Source organism: Rhizobium sp. 22-785-1 (assembly GCF_053521965.1).
The window spans coordinates 591887-614892 of the sequence record NZ_JBNWDI010000002.1 but is presented as its reverse complement, the minus strand read 5'-3'; the positions used below and the strand labels follow the sequence as shown (position 1 = coordinate 614892).

The window sequence follows — 23006 nt, the reverse complement described above, 5'->3', positions numbered from 1 at the left end:
CTCGGACATCGCTCAAAATCAACGCGGGGTGGAGCAGCCCGGTAGCTCGTCAGGCTCATAACCTGAAGGCCGCAGGTTCAAATCCTGCCCCCGCAACCAAATAATGCAATATACGAAACACAAAGCCCCTTGGCAGATGCCTTGGGGCTTTTGTGTATTTTGGCGCAGGGCATTCCTTCACGCATAACCTCCGCGGCGCTCGAGACGGAAGGGCTATCGAGCGGCATCTTTGACAGGACATGCAGGCATAGGTCGTTCGGTCACGCCATTCGATTAAGCACCTTGGTGCCGGAGAGGTTGAGGCCAAATTACACCGTGGATCTCGTACAATTCCCAGAGCCTTCAAACTTCGCCTTATCGGATGATAAGCCTCCAGTGCCTGGCCAATCGGAGCTATCCGTGACGCGAAGGAACGAGTGAAGCCCTCTCTTTGCTTCGATCGATCATCCATGTCTGGCTGATACTCTGCATCTCGTTGGTCGCGTTGAAATGCCGGCTTGGCTGATTCCTCCGATCGCTCAGGGCGAAATCGATATAGGGCAGCGTTAAGCGCAGGCCGCTTTGTCCTAACCATAGCCTTTCAGGCGCATCAAGGAATTGCATTGAGAGTGCTTGATATTCAGCGGCCTAAATCAAAAACTTGCCCACGCAACTCCGATAGCGGTCGATAACGCTCGCCAATTATTCTCTGCGCTCCAAATACTGATCCTTAGGAAAAGCCGGAAGCAGGCCCAAATATGCGACAGGTTTACCTTCGGGATAAATATCGTGTCGTTGAGCACACAAGGCGTGTCGTAATCCAAACCGCTCGCCTCCGTCTCGCGTGGTCTCCTGTTCGTATCGAAACGCTACTTGAGGAGGTGGCGTGACTTGCGTGTATGACCGGGCTCAGCCGGTGAAGTTGATGATCAGGCGGGAGGATTATTGGTGGGTACTGGGAGTGACCAGTCTTGGTCGAACCTCCCATTGATCGTTTGACAGTCGAGAATGTCTCAGCCCTGACGGCTGAGACATTGATGTTCAAGCCATGGAGGAGATGGATATGAGCAAGAACAGAGGCGTTGTCTACTTGCGGCCGGGTCAGGTCGAGGTTCGTGATATTGACGATCCGAAGCTTGAGGCGCCGGATGGACGCAGGATCGAGCATGGCGTGATCCTGAAGGTGATCTCAACCAATATATGCGGATCTGACCAGCACATGGTGCGCGGTCGCACAACCGCCATGCCGGGCCTCGTGCTGGGCCACGAGATTACCGGCGAAGTTATTGAAAAGGGCATCGATGTCGAGATGCTGCAAGTCGGGGATATTGTCTCCGTTCCATTCAACGTGGCATGCGGTCGTTGCCGTTGCTGTAAGTCGCAAGATACCGGCGTGTGCTTGACGGTCAATCCAGCCCGCGCGGGCGGTGCCTACGGCTATGTTGATATGGGCGGCTGGATTGGTGGACAAGCGAAGTACGTCACCATCCCCTATGCCGACTTTAATCTTTTGAAATTCCCCGATCGCGATAAGGCTATGTCGAAGATCCGCGACCTCACCATGCTGTCTGACATTCTTCCGACCGGCTTCCATGGCGCGGTCAAGGCCGGCGTGGGTGTCGGCTCTACGGTTTACGTCGCTGGCGCCGGTCCGGTCGGTCTCGCCGCTGCAGCATCGGCTCGCATTCTTGGTGCGGCCGTGGTGATGATCGGCGACTTCAACAAGGATCGTCTAGCCCATGCTGCAAAAGTCGGTTTTGAGCCTGTCGATCTGTCGAAGGGCGATCGGCTGGGTGACATGATTGCCGAGATCGTCGGAACCAATGAAGTCGATAGCGCGATCGATGCGGTTGGTTTTGAGGCACGCGGTCACGCCGGGGGCGAACAGCCTGCTATCGTTCTCAACCAGATGATGGAGATCACCCGCCCTGCCGGTTCGATCGGCATTCCCGGTCTTTATGTCACGGAAGATCCCGGTGCGGTGGATGATGCAGCCAAGCAAGGCAGCCTGTCTCTGCGCTTTGGTCTCGGTTGGGCAAAGGCGCAGTCTTTCCACACCGGACAGACGCCGGTGCTGAAATATAACCGGCAGCTTATGCAGGCTATTCTGCATGATCGCCTGCCGATAGCCGATATCGTCAATGCCAAGATCATCGCACTCGATGATGCGGTCCAAGGATACGAAAGTTTCGACCAGGGTGCTGCGACCAAGTTCGTTCTCGATCCGCATGGGGATCTGATCAAGGCCGCTTGACCGTCCGAGTTTTTTTGCGACTTAAACAAAAACGCCCGCGATGGATCTGCCGCGGGCGTATGTATGTGTCGAAGGTTAGCTAAAGCAGGATGTCGCTAGAGCAGCTCCGGTGAACACGGGTTCACCTACACTCCTCTAACTCTTTGTTTTTAAAAATTTCCGGACGCGAAACCGATCGCACTTTTGCTGTAAATGCTCTAGACGCCAACCTTACTGCGATGGGCCGTCGTTGAAACCTACTTCATCGACCAGTTCGGATGCTTCCTTTCGGTGCGCGGCAATCTCCGTCAGCGACAAGGTGTCGGGCTTGATCGGACCAAAACCCTTGACGACATCGGAAGGCTGCGCACCGGGCAGGACGGGATACTCATACACCTGCTTGGCGTAGATTTCCTGCGCCTCTCCTGATGCAAGGAATTCCATCAGCTTCAGGGCGTTTTCCTTGTTCGGTGCGTATTTGGTCATGGCGACACCGGAGATGTTGACGTGCGTGCCGCGGTCGTCAGCATTGGGGAAGATGACCTTGACGGCGTTTGCCCAGACTTTCTCTTCCGGTTCCTGCTCGTTGGTCAGCATCAGGCCGACGTAATAGGTGTTGCCGAGCGCAATATCGCATTCGCCGGAATAGATGGACTTCGCCTGGCTGCGATCCGTGCCATCCGGCTTGCGTGCCAGATTGTTCTTCAAGCCGGTGAGCCAAGTGCGGGTATAATCCAGTCCATGATGGGCAATCATCGAGGCGAAGAGGGCGATGTTGTAGGAATGCTGGCCGTCGCGAATGCAGATCTTGCCCTTCCATTTCGGATCGGCCAGTTCTTCATAGGTGATGCTCTGCTGCGGCACACGCTCCTTGGAGGCGTAGACCACGCGCCCTCTGGTCGTCAGCCCGAACCATTCGCCTTCCGGATCGCGAAGATTGGCCGGAATGTCCTTCTCGATGATAGGGTCGTTCAGCACGGGTTGTGTGACGCCGCCTTCTTTGGCTTCCACGAGGCGGGCAATATCGACGGTCAGCAGAATGTCGGCGGGAGAATTGACGCCTTCTGCCTGGATGCGCTCGACCAGACCCTTGTCGAGAAACAGGACATTGGTCTCAATGCCGGTCTTCTTGGTAAAAGCGTCAAGCAGGGGCTGGATCAATTCCGGCTGCCGGTAGGAGTAGACATTGACCTCACCACCGGCAAAGGATGGGGTTGCTGCGCCACAAGCGACAGATAACGCCATACCGAGCGTTAGAAAGCTGGTTTTCAAGCGTGCCATACCACAGGTCTCCCGCAGCGCGCCGGGCGTCCATTTTTGTGGATGCAAGAGGACGCGCGATTCCCGTTGAATCTACGCATCGTGTTTTCCGAAAACCGTTTCCGATTTTCGAGCCGATGCAGTAGGGTTGAATAGTGGAGTTGTTTGTTCATGAATCGGCAGAAGCGTCAACGGCGAACCGCCGGAGTTTGCGCCGGGGAGGAAGATTTTTTCATTTCTGGAATTGTTCTAAAGTGAAAAACAAACTATATAACTCCACATTACCGACTAGGAGATCAGCATGCGTTTGACCAAACAGACCAACTATGCAGTCCGCATGTTGATGTATTGCGCCGCCAATGACGGCAATCTCAGCCGCATTCCTGAGATCGCAAAGGCTTACGGCGTATCGGAGCTGTTTCTCTTCAAAATTCTTCAGCCGCTGACCAAGGCTGGCCTCGTCGAAACCGTTCGCGGTCGCAACGGAGGTGTGAAGCTTGGCAAGCCGTCCGACAAGATCAGCCTTTTCGACGTGGTCAAGGTCACGGAAGACAGCTTTGCGATGGCGGAATGCTTCGAGGATGGCGCGGTCGAATGTCCGCTCGTCGATAGCTGCGGCCTCAACTCTGCGCTTCGCAAGGCCTTGAATGCGTTCTTCGACGTCCTGACCGAGTACTCCATCGACGATCTCGTCAAGGCCCGCCCGCAAATCAACTTCCTGCTCGGCCTCGATCAGCTGGCGCCGCGCGTTCATACGCCGCCGGTTGCGGCCGCCTGATCAGAGCTTCAAGCAAGTGCCCGTAAGCCTGCCTGCAAGATTGCCGGCAGGCTTTTGTGTTTCAAGAGCTTGATTTCGCCAGCGATGAAGGGACAAGTGGAAACCTTATGCCTGCGTCCTGATTCCCACTGGTGCCATGATTTCCACATCCGAACTCTATCGACTTGCCCTGACTGTCTCCATCGGCAGTCTCGGTGCGCTGTTCGGAGTGCTGGTAGGCTTGCCAGCGCCGTTTCTCTGCGGACCGGCCCTTTCCGTCACGGCTGCAAGCCTCCTGGGCCTGACACTTTCGGTTCCGAAGAACCTGCGCAATGCAACCTTCGTGATTGTCGGCGTATCGATGGGAGCGAACATCACACCGGATGTTTTTCAAGCCGCTAGAACATGGCCCCTCAGCTTCGTTGCGGTGCTGATAGCGGTCGTGGTTCTTCTTTACACGGCCTACTGGATCCTGCGTTTTGTCTTTCGCTATGACCATACGACGGCAATGCTTGGAGCGTCGCCCGGCCACTTGAGCTACATTATTAGTCTTACGGCAGAAACGAAAAGCGATCTGGCAACCGTCAGCGTAATCCAGAGTGTCCGTGTTCTGGCGCTGACGCTGTCCGTGCCGCTCATTGTCAAGTATCTCGATCTTGTCGGCGTCGCGCCCTCCATTTTGCCGCCGCCCATGCCAGCGCTGGAACTTGGATTGACGCTGCTGGCGTCACTGGTCGTCGGCCTTCTCTTCATGCGCTGGCGCTTTCCTGCCGCATTGCTTCTCGGTGGTGTCGCTGTTTCAATCGGTTCGCACGTCACGGGCTTCTCCAGCGGCGGCGTCCCGGATTGGCTTGCCATCCCCACCTACATCGTTCTTGGAAGCCTGATTGGCACCCGCTTCTCGCGCTCTTCGCTGAAGGATATGAGGAAGGCGTTTTTGGCTGGTGCCGTCGTGACTGTTGCCGTTGTCGTCCTTGCTTGCTCGATTGCCGTACTGATCTCAGACGTGACAGGTGTTCCGCTGAACGCGGTCATGATTGCTTTCGCGCCTGGTGGCCTTGAGACCATGGCCGCCATGGCGGTGATGATGCACGCGGACACTGTCTATGTCGGCTCGCACCATGTGCTGCGCCTGCTGTTCTTGTCGGTGCTCATGCCTTTCGTCATTGGCAAGCAAGCGCGCGGGCGTTGAAAGGCAACGGCTGTCGCCCTTTTTTTCTCAGCCACGATATTTCCCTGCAACCTTTTTGCAGTCCGCTTCGTTACGTCCTGCTGAACCGGGGACAGTCACTCATCAGAGTTGGTCAGAAAGACGAGGCATTGTCCTGCCCGAATAATCATTCCGAGTGGAGATTGCCCATGAACCGTCTGATGAAGCTGGCTGGCGCCGGATTCGCACTTGCTCTCTATGCATCGATTGCCCAGGCGCAAGTCGTCGTTTCGTCCAAGATCGACACCGAAGGAAGCGTTCTTGGCAACATCATCCAGTCGGTTCTGAACGTCAACAATATCGCCACCACCGATCGTATCCAGCTGGGTGCAACGCCTGTCGTGCGCAAGGCGATCATCGCAGGCGAGATCGATATATACCCGGAATATACGGGTAACGCGGCCTTCTTCTTCGAAAAGGCAGACGATCCCATCTGGAAGGACGCAGCCAAAGCCTATGAAGAGGCCAAGACGCTGGACTACGATGCCAACAAGATCGTCTGGTTGTCTCCATCGCCCGCCAACAACACATGGGGCATCGCGGTTCGCAAGGACGTAGCTGACAAGAACAACCTCAAGACATTGAGCGACCTGGGCAAATTTGTTGCAGGTGGCGGCCAGATCGTCCTTGCCGCATCGTCCGAGTTCGTCAACTCTGCAGCAGCTCTTCCGGCCTTCCAGAAAACCTACGGGTTCACGCTGAAGCCGGAGCAACTGATCACCTTGTCCGGAGGAGATACGGCGGCCACCATTGCTGCAGCAGCCAACCAGACCAACAATGCCAATGCCGCCATGGTCTATGGCACGGACGGCGGCATCGCGCCTTCCGGTCTCGTTGTCCTGATGGATGACAAGAACGTGCAGCCGGTCTACCAGCCCGCGCCGATCATTCGCGAAGAGGTGCTTAAAAAGCATCCCGACATCGAGAAGGTGTTGAAACCCGTTTTTGAAAAGCTCGATCTCACCACCCTTCAGGAGCTCAATGGCCGCGTTCAGGTGGGCGGAGAGCAGGCGAAGGCCGTTGCGCTCGATTTTCTCACCAAAAACGGCTTCGTGAAGTAAGAGGTGGCGTTGCAGCAAGAGACCGCCTTGCAGAAGCCGCAGAGCGTCACGCGACATATCGATAAGGTCGGCGTGCTGATATGCGGCCTGCTTCTCTATGCTGCATTCGTTCCGCCCTTTGTCAGTTTCCGTGCCAACCGGATCGTCCAGGGAGAAGGGCGCTTCCTCCTGGACAGCATGCCGACCTCTCTTGGCTATGGCCTGATCGGAATCATCTTTTTGGCCGCAGCAGTGGCGCTGTTTGTGGCAAACAAGAAAATCCGTCTGGCAACCGCTTTTGCTGCCCTGGTCGCGCTGGCGCTTGCCGTCGGTCTTTCTGCCTCCTCTCTCATTCCGCCTGAGAATACCTACGCCCGCGTCTCGATAGCCAGTGGTTTCTGGTTGGTGCTTGCTGGGCTGGTGGTTCTGGCAACGGATGCGATCGCGAGACTTGACCCCAAGCCGCTGACGCGTCTCATCCTGCTCGGGCTGGCTCTCTTGCTTCTTAGCGCCTTCCTGCTCTCCGGCCTGTGGGACGATCTTTCCATCATGAAAGAGTACCAAAGCCGCGCCGATATCTTCTGGACGGAAGCGCAGCGCCACCTTCAACTGGCCTTGGGCTCCGTCTTCGCCGCCATGCTGGCCGGCATTCCTCTGGGGGTGCTCTGTTTCAAGGTGGAGCGCATCCGCGCCGTCATGCTGAACAGTCTCAACATCATCCAGACGATCCCATCCATCGCGCTCTTCGGCCTCCTGATTGCGCCGCTCGGCTGGATCGGCACGCATGTTCCTGGCGCCTCGGACATCGGCATCAGGGGCATTGGCGCGGCGCCTGCCTTCGTCGCTCTGTTTCTCTATTCGCTGCTCCCGATCGTCTCAAACACCGTCGTCGGTCTCGCGGGCGTTCCGCTTGCGGTGCGCGATGCCGCGCGGGGCATTGGCATGACGGCCTGGCAGAGGCTGATCAAGGTCGAGTTTCCTCTGGCGCTTCCCATCATATTGACCGGCATCCGCATCGTGCTGGTGCAGAATATCGGGCTTGCGACGATTGCAGCTCTCATCGGCGGCGGTGGTTTCGGCGTCTTCGTATTTCAGGGCATCGGCCAAACGGCTGTGGACCTCGTTCTTCTGGGGACCATCCCAACCGTCATCTTAGGGTTTGCTGCAGCGATTCTGCTCGATGCCCTGATCGACAGCAATCTCCTGTCTGGAGGAAAAGCCGCATGATCGAGATCGAAAACCTCACCAAGCGTTATGGCGAAGCCACTGTGGTCGACAATGTGAGCCTTTCCATGCGCCCGAGAAGCGTCACGGTCATTGTCGGCACGTCGGGCTCGGGAAAGACGACGCTTCTGCGGATGGTCAACCGCCTCGTTGAGCCGACCGCCGGGGTCATCCGTATCGATGGGCGCAACGTTCTCGATCTACCTGGTTTCGAGCTTCGACGCAGCATCGGTTACGCTATCCAGGGACACGGACTTTTCCCACACAGGACGGTTGCGCAAAACATTGCAACCGTGCCGGAACTCCTTGGCTGGGACCGCCAGCGGATTTCTGCCAAAGTCGAAGAACTCCTCACGCTTTTCCAACTCGATTCGAATCTGTACGCCGATCGCTTCCCGAACGAATTGTCCGGCGGGCAACAACAGCGCGTCGGCGTGGCACGCGCGTTGGCAGCAGAGCCGAATATTCTCTTGATGGATGAGCCCTTTGGCGCACTCGACCCGATCATCCGCGCCAAGGCACAGGAAGATCTCGTGGCGATACAAAAGAAACTCGGCGTCACCATTATCCTCGTCACCCACGACATGGACGAAGCGTTCTTCCTGGCAGATCGGATCGCCGTCATGGATCGAGGGAAGATCGTGCAATATGGGCCGCCGGCAGAGCTTGTTCTGAACCCGGCTACGCCTTTCGTCAGGACGCTGATCGGTGAGCGGGAAAGGCCTCTGAGGCTGCTATCCGTGGCGACGGTGTCGGAGATCGTCGAGGCCGGAGAAGCGGAAGGCGAACCGCTGCCCGATGCGTTAAGCCAGCGCGATGCGCTTTCCGCCATGCTCTGGGCAGGACGTGACAGCCTACCGGTTATCGGTAGCGATGGACAGAAGATCGGACGCATTCGGCGCGATACGCTGCTGCAGCAAGCCGCGGGCCGCTCGTGAGAGGCGCGGACAAGAGAGCGTTGCTTGGACCGGTCCTTCTGCTGGGCCTCGCGCTTCTGCTTGCCGTCTTCCTGGTCAGCCCAAACACTTTTGCGCCGATCTTCGCGCCGCTCGTCCAGACCAACGCACCGGCCATTTACCAGCAAGCCGATCTTCTGTCGCTTACGCTGTCCCATCTCGCGATCGTGGGTGTGGCGACGCTGGCTGCAACACTCGTTGCCGCCACGCTTGCCGTCCTCGTCAGTCGTCCATTCGGTCGGGAATTTCTGCCGCTGTCGCGCAGCATCGTCAACATTGGGCAGACCTTTCCGCCGGTCGCCGTTCTGGCGCTGGCGGTGCCGATCATGGGCTTTGGCCAGAAGCCCACACTGGTTGCACTGTTTCTCTATGCGCTTCTTCCCGTCTTCGAAAATACCCTCACGGGGCTGACGACGGTTCCGGCATCAATCATCGAAGCCGCACGCGGCGCGGGCATGACCGGCTGGCAAAGGCTTTGGAGAATTGACGTGCCGCTTGCCATGCCGGCAATTCTTGCCGGTATTCGCCTCTCCGCAGTGATCAGCCTTTCGACTGCCACGATCGGTTCAACGGTTGCGGCGCGCACGTTGGGCGAGGTCATTATCGCCGGTCTGCAATCCAACAATCTTGCCTTCATTCTGCAGGGTGGCTTGATTGTGGCCGCACTCGCCATTTTGATCCATAGCACGCTTTCGATGCTGGAAACCAAAGTAGCGCGGCGTACAGGTCACTGAAGCATTTTGTCTAGACAAGTCATTTTCCCTGTGAATTAATGCCCCCTAAAGAAGCGGCGAAAATCGACGCTCAAAAATAAAGCAACAGGGGATCTATCATGAGAAAGACGCTGGGTTTTACCCTTCTCGCCGCCGCACTGTTTTCCAGCACGGTCCATGCCGAAACATCCGTCACGATCGGCATGTCTGGCTGGACGGGCTTTGCGCCGCTGACGCTCGCCAAAGAAGCGGGTATTTTCGAAAAGAACGGACTCAAGGTCGAGATCAAGAAGATCCCGCAGGCAAGCCGTCACCTGGCGCTCGCCTCGGGTGACGTTCAGTGCGCCGCGACCACCGTGGAAACCTGGATTGCATGGAACGCCAATGGTGTGAAATCCACGCAGATCTTCCAGATGGACAAGTCCCACGGTGCCGATGGCATGGCGGTTCGCAGCGATATCGCCAAGATTGCCGATCTCAAGGGCAAGACCATTGCCGCATCGGCACCCGGCACCTCGCCGTACTTCTTCCTCGCGTGGATCCTTAAGGAAAACGGTCTGACGCTGAGGGATGTGAAGGTGGTGAACCTGGAGCCCGGCCCGGCTGCGCAGGCTTTTGTCGCGGGCCAGAATGACGCCGCGATGACCTATGAGCCCTATCTCTCCACGGTTCGTGCCGCACCCGACAAGGGCAAGATTATTGCTACCACGCTGGATTATCCGGCGGTTATGGACACATTCGGCTGCACGCCGGAATTCCTGAAAACCAACCCGGAAGCGGCGAAGGCGCTGGCGACGAGCTACTTCGAGGCGCTTGAAGCTATCAAGGCCGACCCCGAGAAAGCCTACGCGACAATGGGCGCGGATGTGAAGCAGTCTGGCGAAGCCTTCGGCAACTCCGCAAAGTTCCTCGAATGGCAGGACAAGGCGGCCAACCAGAAGTTCTTCGAAGGCGAGTTCAAGACGTTTTCGGAAAAGGCTGCCGATCTGCTTCTGGAAATCGGCGTCATCAAGTCGAAACCCGACCTTTCTACGCTCGCCGATACCTCCTTCATCAAGTAATCGGCCATCACGCAATGACCTCGGGCGCGGCCTGCCGCCGCGCCCCGCCTCATGACTGCCGGGATACACATGCAGCCACTACAGCCCATCAGACACAGCACGCGGATTGCGCTCGGCATTCTGTTTTTCGTGCTGTTCTTCCTCGCCTGGGGTATCGCAACGCTGGGTGGGTTCGTGTCGCCCACCTTTCTCGCTGACCCCATCACCATGCTGAAGGACGGGATCTATCTCCTGACCGAGCAGGGTTTCGCCTACGATATCGGCATGACCATCTGGCGCGTGGTCGGCGGCTTCGTTCTGGCAGCGATCGTGGCCGTTCCTCTCGGTATTGCCATGGGTGCATATAAGCCGGTCGAAGCTTTGCTTGAGCCTTTCGTTTCCTTCGCACGCTATCTACCGGCGTCGGCTTTCGTCCCGCTTCTGATCCTTTGGGCTGGCATTGGCGAAATGCAGAAGCTGCTGGTGATCTTCATCGGTGCGGTGTTTCAGATCATCCTTATGATCGCCGTTGCCGTTGCCGGCACAAGACGTGATCTGGTCGAGGCTGCATATACGCTCGGCGCCAAGGATCGCGGCGTTGTGCGCCGGGTCCTCATCCCCGCCAATGCACCGGATATTGCCGAGATTCTGCGCCTCGTTCTCGGTTGGGCCTGGACCTATGTCATCGTCGCCGAATTGATCGGCGCGTCGTCCGGCATCGGCTATATGATCATCAACAGCCAGGCGCTGATGGCGACGGGCCAGATCATTTTCGGCATCATCGTCATCGGTGTCATCGGCCTCATCTCGGACTTTGCCTTCAAGTCTCTCAATCGCAAACTGTTCGCCTGGAGGCTTGCCTGATGAATGAACTCGTCATCCAGGGCGTGAGCCGCACCTTTCCGGGCGTGCGCGGCGGCACGCCGACACTTGCCCTGCAGCCGACGGATCTCGAAATTCCCAGGAACGACTTCGTCACCATTCTCGGGCCATCCGGCTGCGGAAAATCGACGCTGCTTCGTATCATCGCTGGCCTCGATCGCCCGACCACCGGCAAGGTCCTGCTGGCTGGCCAGGAAGTGAAGGGACCAGGTGCCGATCGCGGCATGGTCTTCCAGTCCTACACGCTGTTTCCCTGGCTCACTATCCGCGAAAACGTGGCCTTTGGCCTGCGCGAGCGCGGGGTAGCGGAGAAGGAGAAGTGGGAGATCGTCGATAGCTACATCGATAAGGTGGGTTTGAGAGGCTTCGAGAACCACTGGCCGAAACAACTGTCTGGCGGCATGCAGCAGAGAACGGCGATTGCCAGAGCGCTGGCCAACGGTCCGCGCATTCTGCTGCTCGATGAACCCTTCGGCGCGCTGGACAACCAGACGCGCGGCCTGATGCAGGAACTGCTTCTCGGCATATGGGAGCGGGAGCAGAAGACGGTGATCTTCGTCACCCATGATATCGAGGAAGCGGTGTTCATGGCAAACCGAGTGGTGACGATGTCGGCGCGTCCGGGCCGCATTAAGTCCATCACCCCGGTCGATCTGCCGCATCCGCGTCATTACACGGTCAAGGCTAGCCCGGAATTTTCCGAGTTGCGTGCAAGGCTCACCGATGAAATCCGTGAAGAAGCCATTGCGGCGGCAGCCCATGGCTAAGCACGGGAGACGGTGATATCAGGCGGGCCATGGAAGCGCCGTGCGTCCGACAGGACACACAAAGCACGCTTCACCTTTTGATTAGACGCATCGTGCATTTCAGAAAATCGATTTCGATTTTTTAGCCGGCGCTGTAACGGAACGAAGACCATGGCTGAAACGGCCGCACCGCAGGAAAAGTCTTTGCACGAGCGCATCATGAGCGACGTGGAGGGGCGGATTCTGTCTGGCGAATGGCCGCCCGGTTATCGTATTCCCTTCGAGCACGAGTTGACGAAGGAGTATGATTGCTCCCGCATGACGGTGAACAAGGCGCTGACCGAACTGGTCAAGAAAGGCCTGATCGAGCGCCGTCGCCGTTCCGGCAGTTTCGTGACCCGTCCGCATGTCCAATCCGCCGTTCTGGCAATTCACGATATCCAGCGTGAAGTCCAGCAGATGGGACTTGTCTATGGCTATCGGCTGGACGATCGCGAACTGCGCAAGGCAACGTCTCAAGATCGCGCTGCGCTGGAGGTGAAGGCGGGCGCCAGTATTCTCTCGCTGACCTGCCGGCATTTCACCGGCGACACACCCTTTTGCCTCGAGGACCGCATCATCAACGTCTCAGCCGTGCCAGAGGCCAAAGATGCGGATTTCTCCTCCGTCGGTCCGGGTTCATGGCTTTTGCAGATGGTACCCTGGAGCGCTGCCGAGCATCGCATCCGCGCCATATCGGCGGATCGCCGGATTGCCGATGCGCTTGCCATTCCCGTCGGTACCGCCTGCCTCGTCGTTGAGCGGCGAACCTGGCACGGGCAGACCTACGTGACCCACGTCACGGTAACGTATCCGGGCGAGCGCCATGAACTCGTGGCGCAATTCCTGCCCATGCAGCAGCAGTGATCCTCCGCGATCGCGAATGTAAAAACATCGCTTCGTCACGCATGTTTTTCCAAAAGATGAGTTTACAGCTCCGGTTTATGCAATGTATTAGTTGCTAATCTTACTCCACTTATAGCGGATCGGGCTTGCATGTCTGCTATTCGGGTGCGGGTGAGGGCAATGCCGATGCGTCTGGTCGTCGTGCAGTACAGAAAACCCGGGACCATCTGATGACCTCCATACTCTCGATTTCTTCGTCCAAAGCTGCAATAGCGCCATGGATGCGTTGCCGACACGCGGCGCTGGCAATGACCGTGATGATCTGCGCCTCTTCTGTCCAGGCTGTCGCTCAGACGGCTGCGCCATCCCAAGGCGTGCCAGCCGCACCGCAGACCCAGGCTCCTTCGCCGGCTACGAATTCTGCTCCGCCCGTTTCCGTTCAGCCATCGCCAGCGACGCAGGTGCCGCAAGCCGCCCCACAGGATCAGCAGGCGCCTGCTGCGACCGCTCCCTCTCCGGCGACCGAGGCTCCGGCTCAACCGTCTGGCGCGCAGACACCGCCAGCAGCACAGCCAGGCCCATCCAGTGAGGCGCTTTCTCCGGTAGAGGTGAGCGCGGATGAACGGTCCGATATTCCTCACAACCTGTCCCCTTGGGGCATGTTCATGGCCGCAGACTGGGTCGTCAAAAGCGTCATGATCGGCCTTGCTCTCGCCTCGCTCGCAACCTGGACGGTCTGGCTGGCGAAGTCGATCGAGCTTGCCGCCGCGCGCGTGCGTGCAGGATCAACACTGAAGATCGTTCACAAGGCAAAGACGCTGGCTGAAGCCACTGAAGCCGTCGAAAACAAGGGCGGTCCTGCCGCCTTGATGCTGCGCATGGCAACCCACGAAATGACCCTGTCGGATGCAGTCGTTGCTCACACGGATGGCGGTGGCATCAAGGAGCGGGTTTCCTCAATCCTCTCGCGCATCGAAACCCATGCGGGTCGCCGCATGTCGCGCGGCACGGGCGTTCTGGCCTCCATCGGTTCGGTATCACCCTTCGTTGGCCTCTTCGGCACGGTCTGGGGCATCATGAACGCCTTTATCGGTATCTCGGAATCGCAGACAACTAACCTTGCCGTCGTTGCGCCCGGTATCGCCGAGGCCTTGCTGGCGACGGCGATCGGTCTGGTTGCTGCTATTCCGGCAGTGGTGATCTACAACGTCTTTGCCCGATCCATTACCGGCTATCGTCATCTGCTGGCCGATGTTGCCGCAGGCGTGGAGCGTCTCGTCAGCCGCGACCTCGATTTCCGCCGCATCCCGCCGGGCAGTGCCAGCAAGCCCCAGGTCTCACTGGTGGGACGATAAGATCATGGCAGGCGGTATCCGAGAGAGCCACGGGGAAGAGCTTCCCGAAAACCACGAAATCAACGTCACGCCGTTCATCGACGTGATGCTGGTACTGCTTATCATCTTCATGGTGGCTGCACCGCTTGCGACCGTGGATGTGAATGTCGACCTTCCGGCCTCGACGGCAAAACCCGCCGAGCGTCCGGACGAGCCGCTCTATCTGACGGTGAAGGACGACCTGTCGCTCAATCTCGGCAATGATGCGGTGGGGCGCGAAGCATTGGCCTCCAGCCTCGACGCCAAGACGGGGGGCAAGAAGGACACACGTATCTTTCTGCGCGCTGACAAGGCGGTGGATTACGGCCACTTCATGGAGATCATGAACCTGCTGCGTGACAGCGGCTATCTGAAGATCGCGCTTGTCGGGCTGGAGGGCGTTGCGGGCGCAACTCCAGCAGGTGCGCCGGCCTCTGATTACAGTCAGCCGCAGGTCAGCCAGCCTGCATCTGGCCCGAATGGAGGGTCGCAGTGACGGAAACCGTCTACCCTCGTTCCAGACAATCCCGCTTCGGAGAGATCGCACTCTGGTCCGCGGCGGCACTGGTGATGGTCTCGGTGCACGCCGCAGGCGCCTACTATCTCATGCAGGAAAAGCCGGAAGAGCAGGGCGATAACGCACCTCAGGCGGCGATCATGATTGAGCTTGCCGCCCTGCCTGAGGCCGCCAATACCGAAGAAACGGTCGAAGCCAATGACGAGGTCGAGACGGAAGAGGTCAAAAGCAACGTCACCCAGCCTGTCGAAGAACCGCCGCCCGTAGAACCTCCGCCGGAGCCAGTTGCGGAGCCTGTCGTTGAAGAGCCGCCAGTGGAGCCCGAGCCTACCCCCGAAGTGCCGCCGGAGGTGGTGCAGCAGCCTGTGGAGGAGCCCACGCCTCCAGAACCGGTGCAGGAGGTCGATCCCATCGAGCAGCAGCAGGTAGCGGAACTCGAAAATGTAGAGGTTCCGCTTCCTGTGCTTCGTCCACCTCCGCCACCGGTACAAAAGAAGGTGGAGAAGGAAAAAGAGCCGGAAAAGAAGCGAGTGCAAAAGCCGACGCCGGCGCCCCAGCAATCTCAGCGCCGCGATATCGCCAAGGCTGAGGCGACGCAGTCGGACAGAACGGCGGCGTCTCGCAACAGCGCGGGCTCTGCATCGTCTTCAATCTCTCCGGCAGACTGGGCGTCGAAAGTTCAAAGCGCTGTCGCTCGCCGCATCGTTCGCGGTGCGGGCCGCTCCGGCATGACGGTGACGGTATCCTTCGTGGTGCAGAATGACGGTTCTATCGGCCGGCTGAGCGTGGTCAAATCCACAGGCGATGAGGCAGTCGACGCCAAGATCAAATCGTCGATCGGCAAGGCATCGGTTTCGACGCCACCTCCCGGTGCGCAGACGTCCTTCGTCCTTCCTGTGCAGGTCAGGTAGCGGACGCTCGCAGGACGATCGTGTTCCTCCTGCTGTCAACTCTCCACGGTGAATTGCACGACATCAGCCGGAAAGCGGCTGGTGCCGAACTGTATCGGATGTCCGTCCATGTCGACATTCAGGGAATCGGAGACGAGGAGAATGGCACCCGGCGACAGCTCGAGATCGGCCAGATCGTCGGCTTCCGCATGGCGGGCAGAGACTGTGGTCGAAGCCCGGACATAGTCGGCCACGCCGGATCGCTTCAGCGCCTCTGTAATTGAGCCCGTGTCTTCATAGTCAGTGGCGATGCCGGCGAAGCGCTCAGCCGGAAACCAGGATGTCGAACGCGACACCGGCTTTTGATCGACCTTGCGCAGCAACTCCAGTCGAATGAGCGGCGTGCCCGGCGCCACATTCAGCTTCTCGGCAAGAGCTGTCGTCGCTCCCTCGAGGGAATGCGCCAAGAGCAACCCTTCCATCTCCCGTGCCTGATCGCCAAGACCAGTGGTAAAACGCGTTCGCTTCGAGATCGGGAAATTCAGGCGATCTTTTCGGGTGATGATTGTTCCCCGGCCTTGCAGCGCCTGAACGATACCTTCATCCGCAAGTGCTGCGATGGCACCCCGGACCGTATGGCGGTTAACGCCAAAACGTTCTGCCAGCACCATCTCTGATGGCAACATGCCGGTGCCGTCATATTCGCCCGCAGCAATCGCCGTTCTGATCCGGTCGGCGATCTGGCGCCAAAGCGCCACGCCATTCTTCTTTCGCATATTGTTCGTCAGGGTCATGTCACACGCTTGTCATGCTGGAGGCTTACATCTAAGCTATCTTGTATGGTTGTCTATATCAATAGACGTTTGAGGATAAAATGAACGAACCGACCGAAATTCAAGAGGCGAGAAAGCGGGCCGCAGGGCTGCTGGCCCGTGCGACGGTTGAAGAGCTTCTCAATTGCTGGAGCGCTCTGGATGCCAAGCCGCGAGTCGAAAAGGTACGTGGACCGGAAACCGGGCTCGTCATGGTGCGCGGAAAGATTGGTGGCGGCGGTTCACCCTTCAATCTCGGAGAAGCGACCGTGACACGCGCCACCGTCAAGCTTGCCTCCGGCACGATCGGCCATGCCCATGCGCTCGGCACGAGCCGCAAGCAGGCGTGGTACGCGGCAATCGCCGATGCGCTTTGGCAGGAAGAGACGACCCGTCCTCTCGTTGAGCGCGAGGTCCTCTCTGTGGTCGCATCTCGTCTTGAAAAACGCAAGACCAATGCCATTCAGCAAACCGCCGCAACCCGCGTCGATTTCTTCACCATGGTACGGGGAGACGACTAATGTCCGCCAACGCCAATATCGTAACCGGCGGCTTTTCCGATCCGGTCTTCGATTCCCAGCACATTTTCAAAGCCGTCATGGATGGCATGGCACGCCCAGGTGAGGTGCAATCCTTCGATCTGCCGATCCAGCCGCCAAGCCCGCTCTGCAAGGCTGCCGGCGGCATTCTCCTGACGCTTTCAGATTACGAAACCCCCGTCTGGATGAATGGCGCCTTCTCGAAATCGGTCGTGCCGCGCTGGCTCTCCTTTCACACGGGAGCGCAAATGGCGGCAACCAAAGCCGAAGCCCGTTTTGCGGTGCTCGATGCCGCAAGCCAGCTCTCCTCTTTCGATCTTTTCGCCCAAGGCACGCAGGAATATCCTGACCGCTCCACAACGATCATCATCGAAGTGCAGGATTTGACAGGCGGTCCAAAGCTCCGGCTTACCGGCCCCGGCATTCGGGACAGCGAGATCATAGAGCCTACAGGCCTTCCTGACATTTTCCCTCGTCTGTGGAGCGAGAACCGCGCCGTCTTTCCGCGTGGAGTCGATGTGATCCTCACCTGCGGCAGCCACTTCATATGCCTGCCGCGTTCCATTCGTATCGAGCTGGAGGCCTAAGCTATGTATGTTGCCGTTAAGGGCGGAGAAACCGCCATTGCCAATGCACATCGCCTGCTTGCCGACCGGCGCCGTGGAGATCGCAACCTGCCCGCCATGACGATCGGCCAGATCATTGAGCAACTCGGCCTTGCCGTGGACCGGGTGATGGCCGAAGCCTCGCTCTACGATCGGGCGCTCGCCGCGCTCGCGGTCAAACAATCGCGCGGCGATATGATCGAGGCTATCTTTCTGCTGCGCGCCTATCGCACCACCCTGCCGCGCTTCGGCTACTCCAGGCCGGTCGAAACCGGCGAGATGCTGGTTGAACGCCGCGTGTCCGCAACCTACAAGGATCTGCCCGGCGGACAGTTGCTCGGCCCCACCTTCGATTACACCCATCGCCTTCTCGATCCATCCCTTCTTGAGGATGGCGAGGTCGATGAGCCTGTCCTGCGCGATTCAGAGCCGGAACATATCATGCGGGTGTCGGAAATTCTGGCGGAAGAAGGTCTGATCGAAAGCGACGGCGAAATGCCGGAGGAGCATGTTCCCGGCGACCTGACCCGCGAGCCCATGGAGTTCCCCATGGCACGAGACCTGCGCCTGCAATCGCTTGCCCGTGGTGATGAAGGCTTTCTTCTGGCTCTGGCCTACTCAACGCAGCGCGGCTACGGCCGCACCCACCCTTTTGTCGGCGAGGTGAGAATCGGTGAGGTCGAGGTGGAGCTGGATATTCCCGAACTCGGCTTTGCCGTTTCCATCGGCGATGTTCAGGTCACCGAATGCCAGATGGTCAACCAGTTCAAGGGTTCGGCCAAGGCACCGCCGCAATTCACCCGCGGCTACGGGCTGGTGTTCGGCCAGAGCGAACGCAAGGCCATGGCTATGTCGCTCGTGGACCGTGCTCTGCGTGCTGACGAGTTCGGTGAAGATAGGACCGCACCGGCCCAAGACGAAGAGTTTGTGATTTCACATGCTGACAATGTCCAGGCGACGGGCTTTGTCGAGCATTTAAAGCTGCCGCATTACGTCGATTTCCAGGCTGAGCTTGGTCTTGTCAGAAAGATGCGCGCCGATTTCGAGGCTGCGCAAAAAACACAAGAGGGTTGGTTGAACGATGCTGCCGAATAAAGACTTGGTCTTATCGCTGCTCGTTGAACCAGTAAGCGCAAAATACGCTCGATGCTGCAAATACAGTGAAGAACAGCGCAATGAGAATTCCGATCTCCATGATCATTTACTCCTGACATCCGTTGTGACTTACGGAAGGACAACGCACGATGCTTGAAGAAGTTTCATTTGAGAATGACCTAAAGAATGAAGGTCTCGCAACGTACAATTTCGCCTATCTGGACGAGCAGACCAAGCGGATGATCCGCCGCGCTATTCTTAAAGCTATTGCCATACCGGGTTACCAGGTGCCCTTCGCCTCGCGCGAAATGCCCATGCCCTATGGCTGGGGAACGGGCGGCGTGCAGGTGACGGCGGCAATCCTCGGGCCAAAGGACGTACTGAAGGTCATAGACCAGGGGGCGGATGATACGACAAATGCCGTCTCCATCCGCGCCTTCTTCCAGAAGGTCGCCACTGTCGCTGTCACCACCCATACCAAGGAGGCCACCGTCATCCAGACGCGTCACCGCGTTCCGGAAGAAACGCTAACGGAAGGTCAGGTGCTGGTCTATCAGGTGCCGATCCCCGAACCCTTGCGCTTCCTCGAGCCACGTGAGACCGAAACCCGCGTCATGCATGCGCTGGAAGAATACGGCCTCATGCATGTGCGCCTCTATGAGGACATTGCCCATAATGGCCGGATTTCCCGCACCTACGCCTATCCGGTGAAGGTTGCGGGCCGCTACGTCATGGACCCGTCGCCAACGCCGAAATTCGACAATCCGAAAATGCATATGTCGGAGGCCTTGCAACTGTTTGGCGCTGGTCGTGAAAAGCGCATCTATGCGGTGCCGCCCTTCACCGAAGTCGTCAGCCTCGATTTCGACGACCATCCCTTCGAGATCCAGACCTTCGACAAGCCCTGTGCGCTTTGCGGCGCGGACAATGTCTATCTCGATGAAGTCATCCTCGATGATCGGGGCGGACGCATGTTCGTCTGTTCCGATACCGATCATTGCGAAGATCGGCGCGACCATGGCCATCGCGGCCATCTGCTGGCCGATGTGAAGGAGGCCGCAGAATGAGCGACCAACCGCTGTTGAAAGTCCACGACGTCTCGAAATATTACGGCGACCGCGCAGGTTGCCGCAACGTTTCCTTCGATCTCTGGCCGGGAGAGGTTCTGGCGATCGTCGGTGAATCCGGCTCAGGCAAGACGACGCTGCTGAACTGCATTTCCACCCGGCTGATGCCGACGACGGGAAGCGTCGAATATCGCATGCGGGATGGCTCGGTCCGCGACCTCTATCACATGGGAGAGGCGGAGCGGCGTTTTCTCATGCGCACGGACTGGGGCTTCGTGCACCAGAATCCGGCTGACGGTCTGCGCATGACGGTCTCGGCGGGCGCCAATGTCGGAGAGCGGCTGATGGCGGTCGGCAACCGCCATTATGGCAATATCCGCAACACCGCCAGCGAATGGCTGGAGCGGGTGGAGATCAGCACCGATCGCATCGATGATCAGCCGCGTGCCTTTTCCGGTGGCATGCGCCAGCGCCTGCAGATCGCCCGCAACCTCGTCACCTCGCCGCGCCTCGTCTTCATGGACGAGCCGACCGGCGGTCTGGATGTCTCGGTCCAGGCGAGGCTTCTCGATCTCGTTCGCGGCCTCGTCAACGATCTTGGTCTATCCGTCATCGTCGTCACCCATGACCTTGCGGTTGCACGTCTCTTGTCGCATCGGATGATGGTGATGAAAGACGGCAACGTCATCGAGCAGGGTTTGACCGACCGCGTGCTGGACGACCCGCGTGAGCCCTATACTCAGCTCCTCGTTTCCTCCATCCTGCAGGTGTAACATGCCGACCCCCCTCATCGTTTCGGAAGTCTTCAAAAGCTTCACCATGCATCTGCGTGACGGGATTGAACTGCCCGTCGTGCGCAATGTGAACTTCTCCGTCCAGGCCGGCGAATGCGTCGTGCTTGGCGGGCCTTCGGGGATCGGCAAAAGCTCCATCCTCAAGATGCTCTATGGCAATTACGCCATCGATAGCGGCCAGATACTCATCAAGCATGAGGGACAGATGGTCGATATCGGCAGTGCCGCGCCCCGCACCGTGCTCGAAGTCCGCCACCGCAGCCTTGGCTATGTCAGCCAGTTCCTGCGCACCGTTCCCCGCGTAGCCGCCGTCGATGTGGTGGCGGAGCCGCTGCTCGCTCGAAAAGTTCCGGTCGAAGAGGCACGCGAACGGGCAGGGGAGTTGCTGTCCAAACTCAATCTGCCACGGGAATTGTGGTCTCTGCCACCCGCGACCTTTTCCGGCGGCGAACAGCAGCGTGTCAACATTGCCCGCGGCTTCATTACCGACCATGCCATCCTGCTTCTGGACGAACCGACGGCCTCGCTCGATGCCGCCAACCGCAAGGTGGTGGTGGAGATGATCCAGCAAAAGAAGGCCGAAGGAACGGCCCTTCTCGGCATTTTTCACGATGAGGAAGTGCGTGAAGCCGTGGCCAATCGTATTCTCGATGTCTCGCAGTTCTCCCCCAGAAAGATCGCAGCATGAGTGTCAAAGTCGGACTTGAACCTGTGATCCACGAGACTGCCCGTGTCACGAACTCGAAGATCGGCCGCTACACCGAAGTATCGGAGCGCTGCCGCATCGAAGAGGTGGAGATGGATGACTATTCCTATATCATGCAGGACGGTGCCGTCTGGTGCGCCACCATCGGCAAATTCGTCAATATCGCCGCTTCGGTGCGCATCAACGCCACAAATCACCCCATGTCGCGCGCGACGCTCCACCACTTCACCTACCGCGCCCATAACTATTGGGACGACGCTGAAGACGAGATCGATTTCTTTGCCGCAAGGCGGGCAAAGCGCGTCGTCATCGGCCACGACGTCTGGATCGGCCACGGTGCGACAATTCTGCCCGGCGTCACCATCGGCAATGGCGCGGTGGTGGGGGCCGGTGCGGTGGTCTCGAAAGATGTCGCACCCTATACCATCGTCGGCGGTGTCCCGGCCAAAATCATCCGGCGCCGTTTTCCAGAAGAGATCGGCGAGCGCATGGACCGACTGGCCTGGTGGGATTGGGATCACGCGAGGCTTCGCGCTGCCCTCGATGATTTCCGTTCGCTCGAAGCGGAGGCCTTTCTTGCCAAGTATGACGGGTAAACGAACACCATCTCCCGTAACGTCAGCCTTGTAATAATTTCTTCATCAAACTGACATTCACGCTTCACGCACCCCTGATAGGCCGAATCCGAAATAACGAGACTGGATTTGGCCTATGACTTTTCACCTCAAGCAGGTTACGCGCCGCTTCGGCAAATCGACCGCCGTCGACAGCGTGACGCTCGATATTCCCCAGGGTCAGATGGTCGGCGTCATCGGACGTTCGGGTGCGGGCAAATCCACCCTGCTGCGTATGATCAACCGTCTGGTCGATCCGACATCCGGCTCCATCCATTTCGGTGATCTTGAGGTTTCGTCACTGCGAGGGGCTGCCCTGCGCCACTGGCAGCGCGATTGCGCCATGATCTTCCAGCAGTTCAATCTCGTGCCGCGTCTCGACGTTCTGACCAATGTCATGCTGGGTCGCCTCAATCACCGCTCCACGGTCCTGAGCCTGCTCAGCATCTTCACCACCGAAGAGCGTCTGATGGCGATCGCCGCACTGGAGCGCCTCGGCATCGAGCATGTGGCAATGCAGCCTGCGGGAACGCTTTCCGGCGGCCAGCAGCAGCGTGTTGCCATTGCGCGCGCGCTGATGCAGTCGCCGCGCATGCTCCTTGCCGACGAGCCGATTGCGTCGCTCGACCCGCTGAACGCCAAGATCGTCATGGATGCGTTGCGCGATATCAATGAGCGCGAAGGCATCACCGTCATCACCAACCTGCATACGCTCGATACGGCGCGCAATTATTGTGAACGCATCATCGGCATGGCAGGCGGTCGCGTGGTCTTCGACGGCACGCCGGCCGAGCTTGATGCGCGCGCGGTCAAGGACATCTACGGCACGGATTCGCACGGTGCCGGTATCGACGAAACCATGACATCGACCAGCATCACCATTGAAGGCGCAGAGCTCAGCGCCCGCGTCCAAAACCCATCTGCCGGTCCTGAAGCTACTGCTCTGAAGCCCCTTTCCATGGCTGGGCTGTAAGGACTGCACAGCATCGATCCGCCCGCGTCAGGGGCGCCCGTATCAAAGCCCACATCATGCAAAACTCCGGCTTGCCGGAAAAACAGGAGATACATC

At 58.6% G+C, this 23006-nt stretch carries 24 protein-coding genes and 1 tRNA gene; 23 read left to right on the top strand and 2 right to left on the bottom strand.

Annotation, left to right across the window (positions count from 1 at the left end):
• Positions 1-22 precede the first annotated feature (22 nt).
• Both ACQZ5M_RS07680 and fdhA read left to right on the top strand, forming a co-directional pair.
• Positions 23-99 (top strand) — tRNA-Met (locus ACQZ5M_RS07680).
• A 943-nt stretch (positions 100-1042) separates the two neighbouring features.
• On the top strand, positions 1043-2233 hold the full coding sequence (gene fdhA, locus ACQZ5M_RS07675) for a formaldehyde dehydrogenase, glutathione-independent (protein ID WP_296038529.1): 1191 nt from the start codon (positions 1043-1045) through the stop codon (positions 2231-2233).
• A gap of 210 nt (positions 2234-2443) precedes the next feature.
• On the opposite strand, the gene ACQZ5M_RS07670 is transcribed toward fdhA, so the two are convergent.
• Entirely contained in the window at positions 2444-3493 is a 1050-nt protein-coding gene (locus ACQZ5M_RS07670) for a Fe(3+) ABC transporter substrate-binding protein (RefSeq protein WP_449079361.1), read from the bottom strand.
• A 280-nt stretch (positions 3494-3773) separates the two neighbouring features.
• Here ACQZ5M_RS07670 and rirA point away from each other — a divergent pair, with 280 nt between their 5' ends.
• The 13 genes from rirA (at position 3774) to ACQZ5M_RS07605 (ending at position 15726) form a co-directional block, all read left to right on the top strand.
• On the top strand, positions 3774-4250 hold the full coding sequence (rirA, locus tag ACQZ5M_RS07665) for an iron-responsive transcriptional regulator RirA (protein ID WP_296016655.1): 477 nt from the start codon (positions 3774-3776) through the stop codon (positions 4248-4250).
• 136 nt (positions 4251-4386) lie between these two features.
• A complete protein-coding gene (locus ACQZ5M_RS07660; RefSeq protein ID WP_449079360.1) occupies positions 4387-5421 on the top strand; it encodes an AbrB family transcriptional regulator in 1035 nt (344 codons plus the stop codon).
• Between the two features lie 167 nt (positions 5422-5588).
• On the top strand, positions 5589-6500 hold the full coding sequence (osmF, locus tag ACQZ5M_RS07655) for a glycine betaine ABC transporter substrate-binding protein OsmF (RefSeq protein WP_296016651.1): 912 nt from the start codon (positions 5589-5591) through the stop codon (positions 6498-6500).
• A 9-nt stretch (positions 6501-6509) separates the two neighbouring features.
• On the top strand, positions 6510-7706 hold the full coding sequence (locus ACQZ5M_RS07650) for an ABC transporter permease (protein WP_449079359.1): 1197 nt from the start codon (positions 6510-6512) through the stop codon (positions 7704-7706).
• Complete coding sequence (locus ACQZ5M_RS07645) at positions 7703-8641, top strand: ABC transporter ATP-binding protein (protein WP_449079358.1); 939 nt, start codon at positions 7703-7705, stop codon at positions 8639-8641. The genes ACQZ5M_RS07650 and ACQZ5M_RS07645 overlap by 4 nt, the downstream gene beginning before the upstream one ends.
• 20 nt (positions 8642-8661) lie before the next feature.
• Positions 8662-9393 carry an ABC transporter permease gene (locus ACQZ5M_RS07640; RefSeq protein ID WP_296038522.1) on the top strand — a complete coding sequence of 244 codons (732 nt, stop codon included), beginning with the start codon at positions 8662-8664 and terminating at the stop codon, positions 9391-9393.
• Between the two features lie 98 nt (positions 9394-9491).
• The gene (locus ACQZ5M_RS07635) at positions 9492-10433 is read left to right on the top strand and encodes an ABC transporter substrate-binding protein (protein WP_449079357.1); all 942 of its coding nucleotides are present in this window, start codon (positions 9492-9494) and stop codon (positions 10431-10433) included.
• 69 nt (positions 10434-10502) lie between these two features.
• Positions 10503-11276 carry an ABC transporter permease gene (locus ACQZ5M_RS07630; RefSeq protein ID WP_296016644.1) on the top strand — a complete coding sequence of 258 codons (774 nt, stop codon included), beginning with the start codon at positions 10503-10505 and terminating at the stop codon, positions 11274-11276.
• Positions 11276-12061: an ABC transporter ATP-binding protein gene (locus tag ACQZ5M_RS07625; protein ID WP_449079356.1), complete on the top strand. Its 786-nt coding sequence runs from the start codon at positions 11276-11278 to the stop codon at positions 12059-12061. Before ACQZ5M_RS07630 ends, ACQZ5M_RS07625 begins: the two co-directional genes overlap by 1 nt.
• A gap of 150 nt (positions 12062-12211) precedes the next feature.
• The gene (gene hutC / locus ACQZ5M_RS07620) at positions 12212-12946 is read left to right on the top strand and encodes a histidine utilization repressor (RefSeq protein ID WP_296105443.1); all 735 of its coding nucleotides are present in this window, start codon (positions 12212-12214) and stop codon (positions 12944-12946) included.
• Positions 12947-13155: 209 nt separating this feature from the next.
• Positions 13156-14280, top strand: a complete 1125-nt coding sequence (exbB, locus tag ACQZ5M_RS07615; protein WP_296076022.1) for a tonB-system energizer ExbB — start codon at positions 13156-13158, stop codon at positions 14278-14280.
• 4 nt (positions 14281-14284) lie between these two features.
• Positions 14285-14794 (top strand): TonB system transport protein ExbD, encoded by a 510-nt coding sequence (gene exbD, locus ACQZ5M_RS07610; protein ID WP_296076025.1) that lies wholly within the window; start codon positions 14285-14287, stop codon positions 14792-14794.
• A complete protein-coding gene (locus ACQZ5M_RS07605; protein ID WP_449079355.1) occupies positions 14791-15726 on the top strand; it encodes a TonB family protein in 936 nt (311 codons plus the stop codon). The genes exbD and ACQZ5M_RS07605 overlap by 4 nt, the downstream gene beginning before the upstream one ends.
• Positions 15727-15761: 35 nt before the next feature.
• Here ACQZ5M_RS07605 and phnF read toward each other — a convergent pair whose 3' ends face one another.
• Complete coding sequence (phnF, locus tag ACQZ5M_RS07600; RefSeq protein ID WP_296074349.1) at positions 15762-16499, bottom strand: phosphonate metabolism transcriptional regulator PhnF; 738 nt, start codon at positions 16497-16499, stop codon at positions 15762-15764.
• An 80-nt stretch (positions 16500-16579) separates the two neighbouring features.
• Between phnF and phnG the strand changes: the two genes are divergently transcribed.
• From phnG to phnC, 8 genes are all read left to right on the top strand, one after another.
• Positions 16580-17038, top strand: a complete 459-nt coding sequence (gene phnG, locus ACQZ5M_RS07595) for a phosphonate C-P lyase system protein PhnG (RefSeq protein WP_296038509.1) — start codon at positions 16580-16582, stop codon at positions 17036-17038.
• Positions 17038-17643: a phosphonate C-P lyase system protein PhnH gene (gene phnH, locus ACQZ5M_RS07590; protein WP_449079354.1), complete on the top strand. Its 606-nt coding sequence runs from the start codon at positions 17038-17040 to the stop codon at positions 17641-17643. Before phnG ends, phnH begins: the two co-directional genes overlap by 1 nt.
• A gap of 3 nt (positions 17644-17646) precedes the next feature.
• A complete protein-coding gene (locus ACQZ5M_RS07585; RefSeq protein WP_449079353.1) occupies positions 17647-18756 on the top strand; it encodes a carbon-phosphorus lyase complex subunit PhnI in 1110 nt (369 codons plus the stop codon).
• 149 nt (positions 18757-18905) lie between these two features.
• Positions 18906-19823, top strand: a complete 918-nt coding sequence (locus ACQZ5M_RS07580) for an alpha-D-ribose 1-methylphosphonate 5-phosphate C-P-lyase PhnJ (protein ID WP_296084626.1) — start codon at positions 18906-18908, stop codon at positions 19821-19823.
• On the top strand, positions 19820-20596 hold the full coding sequence (gene phnK, locus ACQZ5M_RS07575) for a phosphonate C-P lyase system protein PhnK (protein WP_449079352.1): 777 nt from the start codon (positions 19820-19822) through the stop codon (positions 20594-20596). The genes ACQZ5M_RS07580 and phnK overlap by 4 nt, the downstream gene beginning before the upstream one ends.
• 1 nt (position 20597) lies before the next feature.
• Positions 20598-21305: a phosphonate C-P lyase system protein PhnL gene (gene phnL, locus ACQZ5M_RS07570; protein WP_296015711.1), complete on the top strand. Its 708-nt coding sequence runs from the start codon at positions 20598-20600 to the stop codon at positions 21303-21305.
• Positions 21302-21919 carry a DapH/DapD/GlmU-related protein gene (locus ACQZ5M_RS07565; RefSeq protein WP_449079351.1) on the top strand — a complete coding sequence of 206 codons (618 nt, stop codon included), beginning with the start codon at positions 21302-21304 and terminating at the stop codon, positions 21917-21919. Before phnL ends, ACQZ5M_RS07565 begins: the two co-directional genes overlap by 4 nt.
• 115 nt (positions 21920-22034) lie before the next feature.
• Positions 22035-22910: a phosphonate ABC transporter ATP-binding protein gene (gene phnC / locus ACQZ5M_RS07560; RefSeq protein ID WP_449079350.1), complete on the top strand. Its 876-nt coding sequence runs from the start codon at positions 22035-22037 to the stop codon at positions 22908-22910.
• The last annotated feature ends 96 nt before the right edge of the window (positions 22911-23006 follow it).

What these genes read in the sequence shown, in the direction of transcription:
- fdhA (WP_296038529.1), top strand. Translation starts at nt 1,043, where the DNA reads ATGAGCAAGAACAGAGGCGTTGTCTACTTGCGGCCGGGTCAGGTCGAG.
- ACQZ5M_RS07670 (WP_449079361.1), bottom strand. Translation starts at nt 3,493, where the DNA reads ATGGCACGCTTGAAAACCAGCTTTCTAACGCTCGGTATGGCGTTATCT.
- rirA (WP_296016655.1), top strand. Translation starts at nt 3,774, where the DNA reads ATGCGTTTGACCAAACAGACCAACTATGCAGTCCGCATGTTGATGTAT.
- ACQZ5M_RS07660 (WP_449079360.1), top strand. Translation starts at nt 4,387, where the DNA reads ATGATTTCCACATCCGAACTCTATCGACTTGCCCTGACTGTCTCCATC.
- osmF (WP_296016651.1), top strand. Translation starts at nt 5,589, where the DNA reads ATGAACCGTCTGATGAAGCTGGCTGGCGCCGGATTCGCACTTGCTCTC.
- ACQZ5M_RS07645 (WP_449079358.1), top strand. Translation starts at nt 7,703, where the DNA reads ATGATCGAGATCGAAAACCTCACCAAGCGTTATGGCGAAGCCACTGTG.
- ACQZ5M_RS07635 (WP_449079357.1), top strand. Translation starts at nt 9,492, where the DNA reads ATGAGAAAGACGCTGGGTTTTACCCTTCTCGCCGCCGCACTGTTTTCC.
- ACQZ5M_RS07630 (WP_296016644.1), top strand. Translation starts at nt 10,503, where the DNA reads ATGCAGCCACTACAGCCCATCAGACACAGCACGCGGATTGCGCTCGGC.
- ACQZ5M_RS07625 (WP_449079356.1), top strand. Translation starts at nt 11,276, where the DNA reads ATGAATGAACTCGTCATCCAGGGCGTGAGCCGCACCTTTCCGGGCGTG.
- hutC (WP_296105443.1), top strand. Translation starts at nt 12,212, where the DNA reads ATGGCTGAAACGGCCGCACCGCAGGAAAAGTCTTTGCACGAGCGCATC.
- exbB (WP_296076022.1), top strand. Translation starts at nt 13,156, where the DNA reads ATGACCTCCATACTCTCGATTTCTTCGTCCAAAGCTGCAATAGCGCCA.
- exbD (WP_296076025.1), top strand. Translation starts at nt 14,285, where the DNA reads ATGGCAGGCGGTATCCGAGAGAGCCACGGGGAAGAGCTTCCCGAAAAC.
- phnF (WP_296074349.1), bottom strand. Translation starts at nt 16,499, where the DNA reads ATGACCCTGACGAACAATATGCGAAAGAAGAATGGCGTGGCGCTTTGG.
- phnG (WP_296038509.1), top strand. Translation starts at nt 16,580, where the DNA reads ATGAACGAACCGACCGAAATTCAAGAGGCGAGAAAGCGGGCCGCAGGG.
- phnH (WP_449079354.1), top strand. Translation starts at nt 17,038, where the DNA reads ATGTCCGCCAACGCCAATATCGTAACCGGCGGCTTTTCCGATCCGGTC.
- ACQZ5M_RS07585 (WP_449079353.1), top strand. Translation starts at nt 17,647, where the DNA reads ATGTATGTTGCCGTTAAGGGCGGAGAAACCGCCATTGCCAATGCACAT.
- ACQZ5M_RS07580 (WP_296084626.1), top strand. Translation starts at nt 18,906, where the DNA reads ATGCTTGAAGAAGTTTCATTTGAGAATGACCTAAAGAATGAAGGTCTC.
- phnK (WP_449079352.1), top strand. Translation starts at nt 19,820, where the DNA reads ATGAGCGACCAACCGCTGTTGAAAGTCCACGACGTCTCGAAATATTAC.
- phnL (WP_296015711.1), top strand. Translation starts at nt 20,598, where the DNA reads ATGCCGACCCCCCTCATCGTTTCGGAAGTCTTCAAAAGCTTCACCATG.
- ACQZ5M_RS07565 (WP_449079351.1), top strand. Translation starts at nt 21,302, where the DNA reads ATGAGTGTCAAAGTCGGACTTGAACCTGTGATCCACGAGACTGCCCGT.
- phnC (WP_449079350.1), top strand. Translation starts at nt 22,035, where the DNA reads ATGACTTTTCACCTCAAGCAGGTTACGCGCCGCTTCGGCAAATCGACC.